We start from the raw sequence: 14,577 nt of genomic DNA on the forward strand, positions 1-14,577 counted from the left end.
TGCGCCAAATTAGCCGCAATCAGCGCCCTGGGCGAGTGGCGTGAAGGATCTTGAACCGTGAATCTCCCGCGATCTCGTCGGAGTTGCGGAAGCGTTCGGCAAGTCGCGCCTCATAGGGCAAGTGCCGGTTGGCAACCAGCCACAGCTGGCCCGAGGGCTTCAACAACCGCGCCGCCGCATCGATAAACGCCTGCCCGAGCGAGGGCTCGGCCTTGCGCCCGGTGTGGAAAGGCGGATTCATGATCACCGCATCGAGCAGCGCCGGGGGTTTCCAGCTCAGCGCATCAGCCCAGTGGAACTGCGCGCGCGGATCGGCGACGTTGCGGCGCGCACAGTCGAGCGCGTCATGGTCGGCCTCGACGAGATGCAGCGCGGCGATCTTCTCGCGGCGCAGGATGCCGTTCGCCAGCCCGCCCCAGCCCGCGCCAAGATCGGCGACATTTGCGCCCAGCTTCTCGGGCAGCGCGGCAAGCAGCGCCTCGCTCGCCGGGTCCGGTCCGTCGGCCGAGAACACGCCCGGCGCGGTCCACTGCCCCCCGGGCAGCTGCGCCGGCCCCCGGGCCCAGTCGGCAAAGGCATCGGTGGCGGCGAACCAGATGGTCTTGCCATGCGCCTTGGACACCTGCCCGAGAATCTCGGTGCGCTTGCGCAGCGCCTTGAGGCAGGCATCGATGCCGTCGGTCTTCTGGCCGTCAACGATCACCAGCCCCCCTTTCGCGGCGGCATTGGCCTCGGCGATCCAGGCCTCGGCCCGATCGCGGGCACGGGGAAGGAAGACGATGGCGGCCGCAAACTCGCCCTCGGGGGCGAGCGTGACGGTCCATCCGCGGCGCTCCCAAGCAGCATGGTCGGGGGCCAGGCGCTGGACGACGGTGCAGCGCTCGCGCGGCAGGTCCTCGGCGTCGAAATCGCCCGGCGCGCCGAGCAGAAGGATGCGCCCTTCGGAGGGCAGGTCGAGACCTCCCTCGAGCGCGAAACTCAATCGGGTATCAGACATGGCAGAACCACCGCAGAGGGCGGATCACTCCTTTTCCATGGTGCATTGCAGCGGATGCTGGTGACGCCGGGCAAAATCCATGACCTGACCCACCTTGGTCTCGGCGATCTCGTGGCTGAACACGCCGACCACCGCGACCCCCTTCTTATGGACGGTGAGCATGACCTCGAAGGCCTGCGCATGGGTCATGCCGAAGAAGCGTTCGAGCACATGCACGACGAATTCCATCGGCGTGTAGTCATCGTTCAGCAGCAAAACCTTGTAGAGCGGCGGGCGTTTGGTCTTCGGCTTGGTCTGCAGCACGACGTCAGCATCGCCCTCGCCATCGCGGGGGGCGTTGCGGTCGGACATGCGAAGATTGAGGGCCATGACAGGGTGGATCATCTCGGGGACGCTTGTGCTTTACGAGTGCTTTGCGGTTCCGGCTTTGAAGGGTCTATATAAATCCAAGGAGCCGCGGAGAAAAGACCCGTGGCCGGGAGAGACGTGAATATGGCTCGGAAACTGCAAACAATCGGCTTCGATGCCGATGATACGCTCTGGCACAACGAGCGGTTCTTCACGCTCACGCAGGAGCGATTCGCGGAATTGCTCGCCGATCACGCCGAGCGCGCGCATCTCGAGGCACGGCTGCTCGCCGCCGAGACGCGCAACATCGGTCACTACGGTTTCGGCGTGAAGGGCTTCGTGCTTTCCATGGTCGAAACCGCCGTCGAGGTGACCGAGGGTCGCGTGCCGGGCTCGGTCATCGGCGAGATCCTCGCTGCCGGGCAGGAGATGCTCGCCCATCCGGTGGAGTTGCTGCCACACGCGCAGGAGGCGGTCGAAACCTTGGCCAGCGCGCACCACCTGGTGCTGATCACCAAGGGCGACCTTCTGCATCAGGAGCGGAAGCTGGCTGCCTCCGGCCTGGGCGAGCTCTTCGACGCCGTCGAGATCGTCTCGGACAAGCGCCCCGAGACCTACGCCCGGATCTTCGGCGCCTCGCCCGGCGGGACCGAGGGCGCGATGATGGTGGGCAATTCCCTGAAGTCCGACGTCAACCCGGCCATCCGCGCGGGCGGATGGGGAGTCTTTGTGCCGCAGGATCTGGCCTGGAGTTTCGAGCACGACGAAAGGCTGGATCACCCCCGCTTCCGCGAGATTCCCCACCTTGGCGCGCTCGCAGAGCTTGTGGAGTCAATCGGCTGACCCAAGGTCGCGGCACCGCGCCGTATTCGCGCCGCATTCCCGCTTATAGTGGTGACTCCGGTGGTTCGCCACCAAATGTGGGAAATCACGATCCAGAAAACAACAGAAAATCAAGGCATTGCAGACTTTATTTTTTGAGTGTCGCGTGTTACCGTTTCCGCAAACTAGAACAGTTGGCCACCGGAAAACCGGAGGCGAGAGGCAGAGAAGGCGAAAACCGTGACGGGACGGCGCAGGCAGCGACCGGGCCGAGCAGGCCTGTATATTTTTACATTCATCTGGCTCGCCCTCGTGGCGCCGCTCGGAGCATGGGCTGCGCCCTACGCCGCGATCGTGATGGATGCTCGATCAGGCGAAGTGCTCTTCTCCGAAAACGCAGAGACCCGTCTCCATCCGGCCTCGCTGACCAAGATGATGACGCTCTACATCGCCTTCGAGGCGGTCGAGCATGGCGAGATCAGCATGGACACCGTGGTCACGATCTCGAAGAACGCCGCCGCAGAGCCGCCCTCGAAACTGGGTCTGCGCTCCGGCCAGAAGATCGCGCTGCGCTATCTCGTGCGCGCCGCCGCAGTGAAGTCCGCCAATGACGCGGCCACTGCCATCGGCGAGGCCATCGAAGGGTCGGAAGCGGCCTTCGCCCGCCGCATGAACCGCACGGCCAAGGCGCTGGGAATGACCCGCACCACCTTCAAGAACGCCAACGGTCTGACCTCCGACGGCCACCTCTCGACCGCCCACGACATGGCGATCATGGGCCGTCACATCCTCTATGATTACCCTGGCTACTATAACATCTTCTCGCGCGTCACCACCGATGCGGGGATGCGTCAGGTGGCCAATACCAACCGCCGCTTCCTCGCCGCCTACAAGGGCGCCGACGGGATCAAGACCGGCTACACCCGCGCCGCGGGCTTCAACCTCGTCGCCTCGGCGGAACGCGGTCGCGAGCGGATCATCTCCGTCGTCTTCGGCGGCACCTCGACCGCCGCGCGCAACGCCAAGAGCGCCGAGCTGCTCGATCTCGGCTTCAAACGCGCAGCGACCAATGTGGCGCTGCGCCGTCCGGCGAAGCCGCCCTACATGGGCCGCGTCGGAGGCGGCAGCGAGATGCTTGTCGCGGGGGCCGACACAGAGGATTCCGGCCTGCGCGGCAAGTCGATCCGCGTGGCCGCGGCAGCCGTCAACAAGAGTCTGCGACCGCAGATCCGTCCCGGCGTGAGCAGCGCGGACGTGGCGCCGCTGGTGGCCGGCGTAGAGGACGACATCAACAGCCTTCTGGAAACCGTGCAGGTCGCCGCCGTCGCCCCTGCGGTCTCCGAGACGCCAACCCCCATCGATGTCAGCAAGGTCGCCGATGCCGTCGCCGTCGCGCAGGTTGCCGAGGAAATGGTGGTGGCCGAAGGCGACACCGGCATCGCGCCCGATTCCTCGATCAAGCCCGTACGTCGGCCGCAGGCGATGGCCCTTGCCAGCGCCCCCGCCCCGACCACGGCCCCCGTCATCGCCGAGCCCGAGCCCGCGGCAGTTGCCGTCGCCTCCGCCGAACCCGCGACGCAGGAAGTGGTCACCCGCGTCTCTACCTCGGGCGGGCGTCACTGGGGCATCAACGTCGGCCGCTACCCCAGCCGCTATGCCGCGGAAAAAGTGCTGCTGCAGACGGCCCTGATGGAGACATCCACGCTGGACGGCTCGCTGCGCAAGGTGGTGGACCGCTCTGGCGGCTTCGACGCGAACTTCATGGGGCTGACGCGCGAGACCGCCGATCTTGCCTGCCGCCGCCTCCAGGCGCGCCAGGTCACCTGCTTCATGATCGGGCCGGGCTGACCCCCGCCCCTTCTCGGTGTGCAAGACCCCCGGACCCCGCGTCCGGGGGTTTTTCTTTGTCGCCGTGGCGCGGGCCGCGTTCTGCCGGCAGAACCCTTACCCCCAGAAACGACAAACCCCCGAAAGGCAGAGCCCCGGGGGTCGTCAACTTCTTCGTGTCGGAAGGTCAGCTGCCTGACCTCACGAGAACGGTCTTACGAGCCTAAACTCAGAGGAGACCTTCGCGCTGTGCCTTCTTGCGCGCCAGCTTGCGGGCGCGGCGGACGGCCTCGGCTTTCTCGCGAGCCTTCTTCTCGGACGGTTTCTCGAAATGCTGCCGAAGCTTCATTTCACGGAACACGCCTTCGCGTTGCAGCTTCTTCTTCAGAGCGCGGAGCGCCTGATCGACGTTGTTGTCGCGAACACTAACCTGCATGTGGTTTTCACCACCTTTCTAGTTTTGAGTTGCAAGGAAATTGCAGGAAGCCGGTCTATAGCAAGGGTTGCCAATCTTGTCTAGACTCCTACCCATTGAGTCGAAGGAGAGGCCCCATGAGTGAAGAAATTGCCGGGCGCTTGCTGGATGCGGCGCTTCCCCATGTCGCCTTCGACGGTTGGTCCGAGACGACTTTCCGCGCGGCGGCAAGCGATGCTGGGATCGATCCCGTCGTGGCCCGCGGGCTGTACCCGCGCGGCGCGGTGGACCTGGCGATCGCTTACCACCGGCGCGGCGACGACGCTATGTCCGCGCGCCTCAAGGAAATTGACCAGTCCGAACTGCGCTTCCGCGACCGTGTCGCGCTGGCAGTCCGCACCCGGATAGAAGCAGTCGATGATCGCGAAGCCGTGCGCCGCGGCACCACGCTCTTCGCGCTGCCGATCTATGCACCCGACGGTGCCAAACTGATCTGGGGGACCGCCGACCGCATCTGGACCGAGCTTGGCGACGCCACGCGGGACTTCAACTGGTACACCAAGCGGGCAACGCTGAGCGCCGTCTATTCGTCGACCGTGCTTTACTGGCTGGGTGACGAATCGCCGGACACCCATGCCACATGGGAATTTCTCGACCGCCGGATCGAGGACGTGATGCGCTTCGAGAAGACCAAGGCGAAGGTGCGCGGCACGCCTGTTCTGGGCAAGGTACTCGCTGCCGGGCCGGAAAAGCTCCTCGGCCGCCTGCGCGCACCGAAGAGTCCGCGCCATGGCCTGCCGGGCGGCTGGACCGCGCCGCGCTGAGCCCCCTGCCCTTCCGCAAGACAGCAAGACAGGACGACCAATGACCAAAACCATGCGCGCCGTCGAGATCTCGCAGCCCGGCGGCCCCGAGGTGCTGCGCCTGACCGAGCGCCCCGTTCCCGAGCCCGGCCACGGGCAGGTGGTGATCCGTGTCGCGTATGCGGGCGTGAACCGCCCCGACGCGTTGCAGCGCGCCGGAAGCTACGCCCCGCCGCCCGGTGCCTCGGACCTGCCCGGACTCGAATGCTCGGGGGAGGTGGTCGCCACCGGCCCCGGCGTCCAATGGCCCGCCGTCGGCGATGAGGTCTGCGCGTTGCTGCCCGGCGGCGGCTATGCCGACTATGTCGCAACCCCCGCCGCCCATTGCCTGCCCGTGCCCGCGGGCATGGGGCTGCGCGAGGCCGCCTGCCTGCCCGAGACCTTCTTTACCGTGTGGAGCAACGTTTTCCAGCGCGGCGGGCTTCAGGCCGGGGAGCGCTTCCTCGTGCACGGCGGCTCCTCGGGCATCGGCACCACGGCGATCCAACTCGCTGCCGCCTTCGGCGCGCGGGTCTTCGCCACCGCTGGCTCGGCCGACAAATGCGCCGCCTGCGTGGACCTCGGGGCCGAGCGCGCGATCAATTACCGCGAAGAGGATTTCGTCGAGGTGATGCGCGGGCTCGGCGGCGCGAACCTGATCCTCGACATGGTTGGCGGCGACTATATCGCGCGCAGCGTCAAGGCGCTGGCCGACGAGGGACGGCTGGTGCAGATCGCCTTCCTGCAGGGCCCCAAGGCCGAGCTGAACTTCGCGCAGGTCATGGCGCGGCGGCTGACGATCACCGGCTCGACCCTGCGCCCGCAGAGCGATCTGGCCAAGGCGCGCATCGCCGAAGCGCTGCGAACCCAGGTCTGGCCGCTGCTCGAAGCGGGCCGGGTCGCCCCGGTGATGGATTCCGATTTCCCGCTGGATCAGGCCTCGGAGGCGCATGCGCGCATGGAAGGCTCGACGCACATCGGCAAGATCGTCCTCAAGGTCGCCTGACCGGCCCTTCCGGCGCGGCAACTCTCGCTGCCGCGCCGTGCCGTCACGCCACGGCGCGGCGGTAGAAATGCCAGCTCGCGTGGCCGAGCAGCGGCAGCACCACCATCAGCCCCAGCAGCAGCGGCAATGAGCCAAGCACCAGCAGAACGGCGATCACCGCCCCCCAGCAGAGCACCACGCGCGGGTTCTTCTGGAGCACGTGGATCGAGGTCATCACCGCAACCGGCGCTCCGACGTGCCGGTGCAGCAGCAGCTGGAACGAGACCCCCGAGACCGCCAGCGCAGCCAATGCGAACAGGAAGCCCACGCCACAGCCGAGCACGATCATCCACCAGCCGCCGGTGGTGTTGAACACGTCCGACAGGAAAGCCGCCATGCTTTGATGCGGCGCCGGCCCCATGGTCACCATGTGGATGAAATGCGCCGTCAGCATCCAGGCGCAGAACAGCGCGATGAGGTAGAGCCCCATCACCAGCATTGCCCCGAAGGCCGGCGAGCTCAGCACCGAGAAGGCGTCGCGCCAAGTGGCTTCGAGCCCCATCTCGCGCTTGCGGCTCATTTCGTAGAGCCCGACCGCCGCCATCGGCCCGATGATCGCAAAGCCCGCCGCCATGGGGAAGAGCAGCGGCAGCAGCGCCTGATGAAACGCCATGCCCATCAGCAGAAGACCCATGACAGGATAGATAAGCACGATGAACAGCACGTCGCTGCGGCAGGCCTTGAAGTCCTCCCAGCCAGCGCGCAGCGAGTCCGAGATGTCCGACATGGCCATCGTCCGCACCCGCCGCGGCGTGTGGGCATGATCCGTCCCCAGCTCGCGCGTTGCGGCCGAGACGTGTGATCCCGCGGACGAGAGCTGCTGCGCAGCCCAGCTCAGCGGGTTTCCGATCGTATGAGGTGTCTGTGCCATGAGCCTCCTCCCTTGGCGTCGCGCGCAGCGCCAATCGCGGGTCTGGTCCTGGCACGCGCCGAAGACCAGACGGGCCGGCCACGCGTATGTCCCCACCCTAGCACGAAACACCCTCGCGGTGCATCACCTCGGCGCGATGCGCGGCCGGCAGCGCCGCATATCCCCCTTGCCCCCGCCTGCGCTCCGTCGCAGGGTCTGGCGCAAACACCAGTCAGGAGGACACGCCGATGGCCGAGACAGCCCGCACCGTCATCATCGAGGAAAACGGAGGCCCCGAGGCGCTCAAGCTGGTCGACTGGCCGGTGGGCGAGCCCGGCCCCGGCGAGATTCGCATCCGCCACAAGGCCTGCGGCCTCAACTTCATCGACTGCTACCAGCGCTCGGGCCTCTACCCGCTGCAGCTGCCGCATGCCCTTGGCATGGAGGCCGCCGGCGTGATCGAGGCGGTCGGCGAAGGCGTTACCCACCTCGCGCCCGGCGACCGCGCCGCCTATGCCGCCACCCCGCCCGGAGCCTACACCGAAGCGCGGGTGATGCCCGCCGCGCAGGTCTGCAAGCTGCCCGAGGACATCTCCTTCGAGGAGGGCGCGGCGATGATGCTGAAGGGGCTGACCGTGCAGTACCTCTTCCACCGCACCACCCCGCTGAAGAAGGGCGACACGGTGCTGTTCCACGCCGCGGCGGGGGGCGTCGGGCTGATCGCCTGCCAATGGGCCAAGTCCGAGGGCATCCGCCTGATCGGCACCGCCGGCTCTGACGAGAAGTGCCAGCTGGCGCTCGACCATGGCGCGGACGCCTGCATCAACTACAACACCGAGGATTTCACCAAGCGCACCCGCGAGCTGACGGATGGCAAGGGCGTCGACGTGGTGATGGATTCCCTCGGCAAGTCCACCTTCATCGGCTCGCTCGACTGCCTAAAGCCGCTCGGGATGATGATCTCCTTCGGCAATGCCTCGGGCCCGGTGGATGCCTTCAACCTCGGCATCCTCGCGCAGAAGGGCTCGCTGAAGGTCACCCGCCCGACGCTCTTCGCCCATATCGCCGACCCGGCCGCCTGCCAGGAAATGGCGGCGATGCTCTTCGGCAAGGTCTCCTCGGGCGCGGTCAAGATCCGCATCGACCAGCGCTTCCCGCTGGCCGAGGTCGCCGACGCCCACCGCGCGCTCGAGGCGCGCAAGACCACCGGCCAGACCATCCTGACCCTGGAGTAAGGGCGGCCGCCGGACCGGCCCGGGAAAAGGAAAACGGCGCGGGGCTATCCCCGCGCCGTTCCCGTCTCAAACAGGGCCGCAGCCCCGGAAACCCGCCAGTTGATCAGGCGATCTCGACCAGCTCGATGGCAAAGGTCAGGTCCTTGCCCGCAAGCGGGTGGTTGGCGTCGAGCGTCACTTCGGTGTCGGTCACCTCGACCACGGTCACCTGCACCACCTGGCCAGTCGGCGTCTGCATTTGCAGCGGCGTGCCCAGGTCGAGCGGGATGTTGTCGGGGATCTCGGCGCGCGGCACGGCCTGGCGCGCCTCGGGGTGGACAGGTCCGTAGGCTTCATCGGCGGGCACTTCGACGGTCTTCTTGTCGCCGACGGTCATGCCGGGGATCGCCTTGTCGAGGCCGGGGATGATCTGGCCCGAGCCGACCTGGAATTCCAGCGGGTCGCGGCCTGCGCTGGAATCGAAGGTGGTGCCGTCATTCAGCGTGCCGGTGTAGTGAATACGCACGGTATCGCCGGTCTTGACCTGCGTCATGGGAATCTCCGTTCTTTGGGGGAAGTCGTGGATGGGACGAGGCCACCTGTCGCGGCGGGTGCTCGTTTGCTCTCCTCCCCAACCTAAGCATCGTGGACCGAGATTGCAAAGAGGATGTCCGACGCCGTATCAGCGGCACCTCGGCATCGCTCCAAGCCTCGGCAAATTCAGCTTTCCGACCGGCCCCTGCCCGTGCCACCCTGCGCCGGATCGCGAGGAGAAAGGCACCACGATGACGCCGACGACGGCACCCACCGGCATCACCACCTGCGTCTTCGACGCCTATGGGACGCTCTTCGACGTTTCCGCCGCCGCTCGCCGCGCCGCCGAGGCGCCAGGGCAGGACCGGCTGGCGCAGGTCTGGCCCGCGCTCTCGGCCGACTGGCGGCGCAAGCAGCTCGAATACAGCTGGCTGCGCGCGGTGACCGGCGATCATTGCAGCTTCTGGCAGGTGACGCAGGACGGGCTCGACTGGGCGATGGAGAGGCACGGCCTGCGGGACACCGATCTGCGCGAGACGCTGCTCGGCCTCTACTGGGAACTCTCCGCCTACCCCGAGGTGCCGAAGCTCCTCGCCACGCTGAAGGCGCAGGGGCTGCACTGCGCCATCCTGTCGAACGGCAGCCCCGACATGCTGGACGGTGCGGTCTCCAGCGCCGGTCTCGAGAGCTATCTCGACGCGGTGCTCTCGGTGGAGGACGTAGGCGTCTTCAAGCCCGCCCGCGTCGTCTACGATCTCGTCGGCCAACGCTTTGGCACGGAACCGGGCGCGGTGCTCTTCGTTTCTTCCAACGGCTGGGACGCGGGCAGCGCGGCGGCCTATGGCTTCACCACCGCCTGGGTCAACCGCGCCGGCGAGCCCATGGACCGTCTGCCCGGCCGCCCGCAGCACGTTCTGAGCGACCTGACCACAATCCCGGAGCTTCTTTGATGCCCGAGTTCACCACCTCCGACGGCCTGTCGATCCACTACACCGACGAGGGCCACGGCATTCCGCTGCTCTGCCTCGCCGGGCTGACCCGAGACGGGCGGGACTTCGACTATCTCGCGGCCCATCTCGACCCCGCGAAGGTGCGGCTGATCCGCATGGACTATCGCGGGCGCGGGCAGTCCGACTGGACCGATCACGCCAGCTACACCATCCCCATAGAGGGCCGGGACGCGGTGGAACTGATGGACCACCTAGGGCTGAAACAGGTGGCGGTGCTCGGCACCTCGCGCGGCGGGCTGATCGCCATGGTTCTGGCCGCCACGGTGAAGGACCGGTTGCTCGGCGTCGCCCTGAACGACATCGGCCCCGTGATCGGCACCGAAGGGATCGCGGTCATCAAGGACTACATCGGCCGCAACCCGGTGTGGAAGACCTACGACGAGGCCGCCGAGGCCATGGCACTTGGCATGACCGCCTTCGAGGGCGTGCCGCCCGGGCGCTGGATGGAGGAGGTGACGAAGTTCTATCGCGAGACTCCCGACGGGCTGCAGATCCAGTACGACCCACGCCTGCGCGACGCCGTGCTCGAGGCCGGCGCGCAGCCCGCGCCGGATCTCTGGCCGCTCTTCGATGCCTTCAAGGGATTGCCGCTCTGCGCCCTGCGCGGAGACGGCTCGACGCTGCTGACCGCCGAGACCTTTGCCGAGATGCAGCGCCGCCGCCCGGACATGATCGCCGCCGAGATCCCCGGCCGCGGCCACGTCCCGTTCCTCGACGAGCCCGAGTCGCTGGACGCGCTGCGGCGCTGGCTGAAGATGCTCGGCTAGGCTTCAGTCGAGGTTGAACACTCGGTTCGGGTGCAGCTCACCGGCCTTGAAGATGCCCACGGCCACCGGCTTGCCCTGGAACGACGCCCAGGCCTCGTCGCCGTAGTCTGCCTCGCCGGGAATCACCATGCCGGGGTTGCCGTTGCGCAGCCGCGCCGCGCCCTCGGGCGTGCAGCGCAATTCGGGCAGATCGGCAAGGCCGACTTCCAGCGGCAGCAGCTTGGCATCGAGCTCGGGGGACTTGGCCAGCGCGTCGATCTCCTCGATGCTGATCCCGTCCGAGGCCTCGAACGGCCCGGACCAGACCCGGCGCAGGCGCAGCACGTGACCGAAGCAGCCGAGCGCCTCGCCGAGGTCACGGGCGATCGAGCGCACGTAGCCACCCTTGCCGCAAACCATCTCCAGCTCGACATGGTCGGCGTCTATGCGTTCGAGCATGATCAGCGATTCCACGAAGAGCGGACGGGCCGAAAGCTCCATCTCCTCGCCGTCCCGCGCCCGCTTGTAGGCACGCTCGCCATCCACCTTCACCGCCGAGAACTGCGGCGGCACCTGCTGGATGTCGCCGACGAACTGGTGCAACGCTTCCTTGATCTCCGCGTCCGAGGGGCGCTCGGCGCTCTCGCGCAGGATCTCGCCCTCGGCATCGTCGGTGTTGGTCGCCTGCCCCAGACGCACGATGAAGCGGTAGGCCTTCATCGCGTCGGTGATATAGGGCACGGTCTTCGTCGCCTCGCCGAGCGCCACGGCCAGAACGCCGGTCGCCTCGGGGTCGAGCGTGCCCGCGTGGCCCGCCTTCTTCGCCGCCAGCGCCCAGCGGACCTTGTTGACCACGGAGGTCGAGGTGATACCCGCGGGCTTGTCGACGATCAGCCAGCCGGAAATGTCGCGACCCTTCTTGCGTGCCATAAGTGCCCCCGTGTGCGCTCGCGTTCTCTCAAGGCGCGCCTGCTAGCAGGCCGGGGGCGCGGGAGTCAATCAGCACCGGTGCCGGGCCGCGCGCGGACGGGCTTTGCACGGTGCGACCCCGACCGCCTTCCCTCTCGCTGCCCCGACCGCTAGGGTCCGCCGCAAGTTCAAGGGAGGCACCCTGCCATGCACATGGCCGATCTCGGCGACGTCCGGCTTCACTACCGCATCGATGGTCCAGACGCGGGCGCGCCACTGGTGCTGGCCAACGCGCTTGGCACCGATCTGCGGGTCTGGGACGGGCTGCTGCCGCACCTGCCCGAGGGGCTGCGGATCCTGCGCTACGACATGCGCGGGCATGGTCTGTCTGACTGCCCGGAGCCGCCCTATTCCATGGGCGCGCTGGTGCGCGACGCCGAGCGGCTGATGGAGCACACGGGGTTCCACGACGCGGTCTTCGTCGGCCTGTCGATCGGCGGCATGGTGGCGCAGGGCCTGTCGGCCAAGCGCCACGACCTCGTGCGCGCGGCGGTGCTGTCGAACACCGCCGCCAAGATCGGCACGAGGCAGATCTGGGAAGCCCGGATCGCCGAGGTCGAGACCGGCGGCGTCGAGTCCATCGCGGATGCGGTGCTGGAGCGCTGGTTCACCCGCAGGTTCCGCGCCTCGGAAGAGTTCAGGCCCTGGCGCAACATGCTGACCCGCACGCCGACGAAGGGCTACGCGGGCTGCGCCGCCGCCGTTGCGGGCACTGACTTCATGACCCCGACCTCGGGCCTGCGCCTGCCGCTGCTTGGCATCGCCGCCTCCGAGGATGGCTCGACCCCGCCCGACCTGGTGCGCGAGACCACGGATCTGGTGCCCGGCTCGCAATTCGCGCTGATCCGTGGCGCGGGACATCTTCCGTTCATCGAGAGACCTGCCGAATACGCACAGGTCCTCACCGACTTCCTCAAGTCCCAGGGGCACATCTGATGGCAAACTTCCTGTTGATCCACGGCGCATCGCACGGTGCCTGGTGCTGGCGCGATGTCATCCCGGCGCTGGAAGAGCGCGGGCACCGGGCGCGTGCCATCGACCTTCCCGGCCACGGTGCGGATACCACGCCGCGCGCCGAGGTCACCCTGAACGACTATGTCGAAGCGATCCTCGCCGCCCTGCCCGAGCCCGCCATCGTCGTCGCCCACTCCATGTCCGGCGTCCCCGCGACGCAGGCCGCCGACCTGCACCCGGAGCACTTCGCGCGGCTGGTCTACCTTTGCGCTTTCCTTCCGGGGGACGGCGACAGCGTCACCAGCCTCAGCCGCGACTGGCCCGAGCAGCCACTGAACGCCGCGATCAGGCGTGATGAGGGCGGCGCGACCTTCCACTTCGATCCCGAGATGATCCGGGAAAAATTCTACCACGACTGCCCCGCGGCGCTTATCGACCGCGCCGCGCGCCACCTGACACCGCAGCCGATCATGACGCAGAAGGAACGTGTCGCCCTCAGCGGATGCGTCGAACGGCTGCCGCGCAGCTACATCCTGTGCTCGCAGGACATGGCGGTGCCGCCCGATCACCAACGTGCCATGGCCTCGGTCTTGCCAAGCGACGAGGTCTACGACATGAGCAGCGCGCATTCACCCTTCCTGTCCGACCCCGATGGCCTCGCCGCCCTGCTGGACCGTATCGCCCGGAGCTGACCCATGTCCGCCACGCCCTTCGACAGCGCCCACCTGCACCGCCTCTTCCCCGCCGGGGATCTCGCCAAGCTGTTCTCCGACAGCGCCGAAGTCCGGGCGATCATGATCGTTGCCGGCACGCTGGCCAAGGTGCAGGGCGAAGCCGGGCTGATTCCCGAGACCGCCGCCAAGGCGATCCACCGCGCCTCGCTTGAATTGCAGATCGACCCCGGCGCGCTGGCGCAGGGGACCGCCGAGGCTGGCAACGTGGTTCCGCCGCTGTTGCGCGCCTTCGAAACATTGATGCAGGCACCGGACTACGCACGTTACCTCGGCCAGGGTGCCCTGGCCGGAGACCTTCGCGACTGCGCGCTGGCACTGCGGCTCAGGCAGGTCCTCACGCAGTTCGAAACCGCGATGGCCCAGCATCCCGCGGGCGACGGCCTGTCCGCATCGAAGGCAGAGCTCCCCGCGCTGCGCGCTGCGGTGCTCTGCGTGAGCTTTGAAGGCGAGGCCGCGGAGGTCCTGCGCCCGGCGCTCGGTGCGGCGCTGAACCTCGGCGATGCCGGGTGGGGGCGCGATCGCGAGGCGTTGACCGCGCTGGCCGGATGGGCCGCGCGGTTGCTGCAGGCGCTCCTGGCCGGAACGCCGGAGAACGCGGCGCTGGCGGCGCTGGCCATCCACGGCGAGGCGCTGGCGCGCGCGCTCGAAACCACGCCGGGGACCTCCCTGGCCCGGCCTTACGTCGAGAGCCTCGCCCTGCCGCAGCTTCTCATGGTGACCGGCGCGGCGCTCGCGCGCTCTGCCAAAGTCTGAACTCCTGCGCGGTCCGCGGGAAAAGGTTTGCCAGAGACTTGCCACCTCCCCCCGCTTCGGGCTACCTGCACGCAGCCATCGAGACGCAAGATATCGTCCCCAGCCATGCGACAGCGCCGCCGCGACCTCGCTTTCCGCGGCAGGTGCCCTATATTTCGAGTACGATTTTGCAGAGGCATCGACTGGTGAAGGAACAGACACTCCCCCCCCCTCCCGAGGAAATGGCCGAAAATGCGCGCAACGCCGCCGGCTTCCTCAAGACGCTCGCCCATGAGGGGCGGCTCATGATCCTGTGCCATCTCGGCTCGGGAGAAAAATCCGTGGGTGAACTCGAAGGGCTGCTGGGAATGCGGCAGGCGGCGGTTAGCCAGATGCTGGCGCGTCTGCGCGAGGAAGGTCTGGTGAACACCCGCCGCGACGGCAAGACGATCTTCTACAGCCTTGCCACAGAGGACACGGCGCGGGTGATCGGCCTGCTCTACGAAATCTTCTGCGCCAAGGACGAAGCCTGCTGACC

General features: G+C 67.6%; 17 protein-coding genes. 11 read left to right on the top strand and 6 right to left on the bottom strand.

Translation table 11 applies throughout. The features are described 5' to 3' along the window. Window positions 1–19 precede the first annotated feature (19 nt). Together IQ782_RS18815 and clpS are read right to left on the bottom strand one after the other, a co-directional pair. Window positions 20–997, bottom strand: coding sequence for a class I SAM-dependent methyltransferase (locus tag IQ782_RS18815; protein WP_194136215.1), 978 nt, complete (start codon window positions 995–997; stop codon window positions 20–22). A gap of 24 nt (window positions 998–1,021) precedes the next feature. After that, on the bottom strand, window positions 1,022–1,348 hold the full coding sequence (gene clpS, locus IQ782_RS18820; protein ID WP_420832678.1) for an ATP-dependent Clp protease adapter ClpS: 327 nt from the start codon (window positions 1,346–1,348) through the stop codon (window positions 1,022–1,024). Window positions 1,349–1,489: 141 nt separating this feature from the next. Between clpS and IQ782_RS18825 the strand changes: the two genes are divergently transcribed. Both IQ782_RS18825 and IQ782_RS18830 read left to right on the top strand, forming a co-directional pair. Further along, on the top strand, window positions 1,490–2,188 hold the full coding sequence (locus IQ782_RS18825) for an HAD family hydrolase (protein ID WP_194136217.1): 699 nt from the start codon (window positions 1,490–1,492) through the stop codon (window positions 2,186–2,188). 336 nt (window positions 2,189–2,524) lie between these two features. Continuing rightward, complete coding sequence (locus tag IQ782_RS18830) at window positions 2,525–4,015, top strand: D-alanyl-D-alanine carboxypeptidase family protein (protein ID WP_194136296.1); 1,491 nt, start codon at window positions 2,525–2,527, stop codon at window positions 4,013–4,015. Between the two features lie 208 nt (window positions 4,016–4,223). Here the strand turns inward: IQ782_RS18830 and rpsU are convergent, their stop codons facing one another. Then, a complete protein-coding gene (rpsU, locus tag IQ782_RS18835) occupies window positions 4,224–4,430 on the bottom strand; it encodes a 30S ribosomal protein S21 (RefSeq protein WP_008885097.1) in 207 nt (68 codons plus the stop codon). A gap of 116 nt (window positions 4,431–4,546) precedes the next feature. On the opposite strand from rpsU, the gene IQ782_RS18840 reads away from it, so the two are divergent. Both IQ782_RS18840 and IQ782_RS18845 read left to right on the top strand, forming a co-directional pair. After that, entirely contained in the window at window positions 4,547–5,233 is a 687-nt protein-coding gene (locus IQ782_RS18840) for a COQ9 family protein (protein ID WP_194136218.1), read from the top strand. A gap of 40 nt (window positions 5,234–5,273) precedes the next feature. After that, the gene (locus tag IQ782_RS18845) at window positions 5,274–6,257 is read left to right on the top strand and encodes an NAD(P)H-quinone oxidoreductase (RefSeq protein ID WP_194136219.1); all 984 of its coding nucleotides are present in this window, start codon (window positions 5,274–5,276) and stop codon (window positions 6,255–6,257) included. Window positions 6,258–6,300: 43 nt separating this feature from the next. Here IQ782_RS18845 and IQ782_RS18850 read toward each other — a convergent pair whose 3' ends face one another. Beyond that, complete coding sequence (locus IQ782_RS18850; RefSeq protein ID WP_194136220.1) at window positions 6,301–7,167, bottom strand: DUF2189 domain-containing protein; 867 nt, start codon at window positions 7,165–7,167, stop codon at window positions 6,301–6,303. A 227-nt stretch (window positions 7,168–7,394) separates the two neighbouring features. Between IQ782_RS18850 and IQ782_RS18855 the strand changes: the two genes are divergently transcribed. Continuing rightward, complete coding sequence (locus tag IQ782_RS18855) at window positions 7,395–8,381, top strand: quinone oxidoreductase family protein (protein ID WP_194136221.1); 987 nt, start codon at window positions 7,395–7,397, stop codon at window positions 8,379–8,381. A 103-nt stretch (window positions 8,382–8,484) separates the two neighbouring features. Here the strand turns inward: IQ782_RS18855 and IQ782_RS18860 are convergent, their stop codons facing one another. After that, complete coding sequence (locus IQ782_RS18860) at window positions 8,485–8,913, bottom strand: FKBP-type peptidyl-prolyl cis-trans isomerase (RefSeq protein WP_194136222.1); 429 nt, start codon at window positions 8,911–8,913, stop codon at window positions 8,485–8,487. A gap of 232 nt (window positions 8,914–9,145) precedes the next feature. Between IQ782_RS18860 and IQ782_RS18865 the strand changes: the two genes are divergently transcribed. Then, window positions 9,146–9,844, top strand: coding sequence for a haloacid dehalogenase type II (locus tag IQ782_RS18865; protein WP_194136223.1), 699 nt, complete (start codon window positions 9,146–9,148; stop codon window positions 9,842–9,844). Then, the gene (locus tag IQ782_RS18870) at window positions 9,844–10,671 is read left to right on the top strand and encodes an alpha/beta fold hydrolase (protein WP_194136224.1); all 828 of its coding nucleotides are present in this window, start codon (window positions 9,844–9,846) and stop codon (window positions 10,669–10,671) included. The genes IQ782_RS18865 and IQ782_RS18870 overlap by 1 nt, the downstream gene beginning before the upstream one ends. Before the next feature lie 3 nt (window positions 10,672–10,674). On the opposite strand, the gene truB is transcribed toward IQ782_RS18870, so the two are convergent. Next, entirely contained in the window at window positions 10,675–11,580 is a 906-nt protein-coding gene (truB, locus tag IQ782_RS18875) for a tRNA pseudouridine(55) synthase TruB (protein ID WP_194136225.1), read from the bottom strand. A 186-nt stretch (window positions 11,581–11,766) separates the two neighbouring features. On the opposite strand from truB, the gene pcaD reads away from it, so the two are divergent. The 4 genes from pcaD (at window position 11,767) to IQ782_RS18895 (ending at window position 14,575) form a co-directional block, all read left to right on the top strand. Further along, a complete protein-coding gene (gene pcaD, locus IQ782_RS18880; protein ID WP_194136226.1) occupies window positions 11,767–12,555 on the top strand; it encodes a 3-oxoadipate enol-lactonase in 789 nt (262 codons plus the stop codon). Then, window positions 12,555–13,265 (top strand): alpha/beta fold hydrolase, encoded by a 711-nt coding sequence (locus tag IQ782_RS18885; protein WP_194136227.1) that lies wholly within the window; start codon window positions 12,555–12,557, stop codon window positions 13,263–13,265. Before pcaD ends, IQ782_RS18885 begins: the two co-directional genes overlap by 1 nt. A 3-nt stretch (window positions 13,266–13,268) precedes the next feature. Next, window positions 13,269–14,060 carry a lyase family protein gene (locus IQ782_RS18890; RefSeq protein WP_194136228.1) on the top strand — a complete coding sequence of 264 codons (792 nt, stop codon included), beginning with the start codon at window positions 13,269–13,271 and terminating at the stop codon, window positions 14,058–14,060. A 221-nt stretch (window positions 14,061–14,281) separates the two neighbouring features. After that, window positions 14,282–14,575, top strand: a complete 294-nt coding sequence (locus tag IQ782_RS18895; protein WP_194136229.1) for an ArsR/SmtB family transcription factor — start codon at window positions 14,282–14,284, stop codon at window positions 14,573–14,575. The last annotated feature ends 2 nt before the right edge of the window (window positions 14,576–14,577 follow it).

Source organism: Salipiger mangrovisoli, assembly GCF_015223355.1.
Classification (GTDB): Bacteria; Pseudomonadota; Alphaproteobacteria; order Rhodobacterales; family Rhodobacteraceae; genus Salipiger; species Salipiger mangrovisoli.

Excerpts from the sequence above, each read along its gene's own strand:
- IQ782_RS18855 (WP_194136221.1), top strand. The coding sequence starts at position 7,395 with ATGGCCGAGACAGCCCGCACCGTCATCATCGAGGAAAACGGAGGCCCC.
- IQ782_RS18850 (WP_194136220.1), bottom strand. The coding sequence starts at position 7,167 with ATGGCACAGACACCTCATACGATCGGAAACCCGCTGAGCTGGGCTGCG.
- IQ782_RS18845 (WP_194136219.1), top strand. The coding sequence starts at position 5,274 with ATGACCAAAACCATGCGCGCCGTCGAGATCTCGCAGCCCGGCGGCCCC.
- pcaD (WP_194136226.1), top strand. The coding sequence starts at position 11,767 with ATGCACATGGCCGATCTCGGCGACGTCCGGCTTCACTACCGCATCGAT.
- IQ782_RS18885 (WP_194136227.1), top strand. The coding sequence starts at position 12,555 with ATGGCAAACTTCCTGTTGATCCACGGCGCATCGCACGGTGCCTGGTGC.
- clpS (WP_420832678.1), bottom strand. The coding sequence starts at position 1,348 with ATGTCCGACCGCAACGCCCCCCGCGATGGCGAGGGCGATGCTGACGTC.
- rpsU (WP_008885097.1), bottom strand. The coding sequence starts at position 4,430 with ATGCAGGTTAGTGTTCGCGACAACAACGTCGATCAGGCGCTCCGCGCT.
- IQ782_RS18890 (WP_194136228.1), top strand. The coding sequence starts at position 13,269 with ATGTCCGCCACGCCCTTCGACAGCGCCCACCTGCACCGCCTCTTCCCC.
- IQ782_RS18830 (WP_194136296.1), top strand. The coding sequence starts at position 2,525 with ATGGATGCTCGATCAGGCGAAGTGCTCTTCTCCGAAAACGCAGAGACC.
- IQ782_RS18840 (WP_194136218.1), top strand. The coding sequence starts at position 4,547 with ATGAGTGAAGAAATTGCCGGGCGCTTGCTGGATGCGGCGCTTCCCCAT.
- IQ782_RS18825 (WP_194136217.1), top strand. The coding sequence starts at position 1,490 with ATGGCTCGGAAACTGCAAACAATCGGCTTCGATGCCGATGATACGCTC.
- IQ782_RS18865 (WP_194136223.1), top strand. The coding sequence starts at position 9,146 with ATGACGCCGACGACGGCACCCACCGGCATCACCACCTGCGTCTTCGAC.
- IQ782_RS18895 (WP_194136229.1), top strand. The coding sequence starts at position 14,282 with ATGGCCGAAAATGCGCGCAACGCCGCCGGCTTCCTCAAGACGCTCGCC.
- truB (WP_194136225.1), bottom strand. The coding sequence starts at position 11,580 with ATGGCACGCAAGAAGGGTCGCGACATTTCCGGCTGGCTGATCGTCGAC.
- IQ782_RS18815 (WP_194136215.1), bottom strand. The coding sequence starts at position 997 with ATGTCTGATACCCGATTGAGTTTCGCGCTCGAGGGAGGTCTCGACCTG.
- IQ782_RS18860 (WP_194136222.1), bottom strand. The coding sequence starts at position 8,913 with ATGACGCAGGTCAAGACCGGCGATACCGTGCGTATTCACTACACCGGC.
- IQ782_RS18870 (WP_194136224.1), top strand. The coding sequence starts at position 9,844 with ATGCCCGAGTTCACCACCTCCGACGGCCTGTCGATCCACTACACCGAC.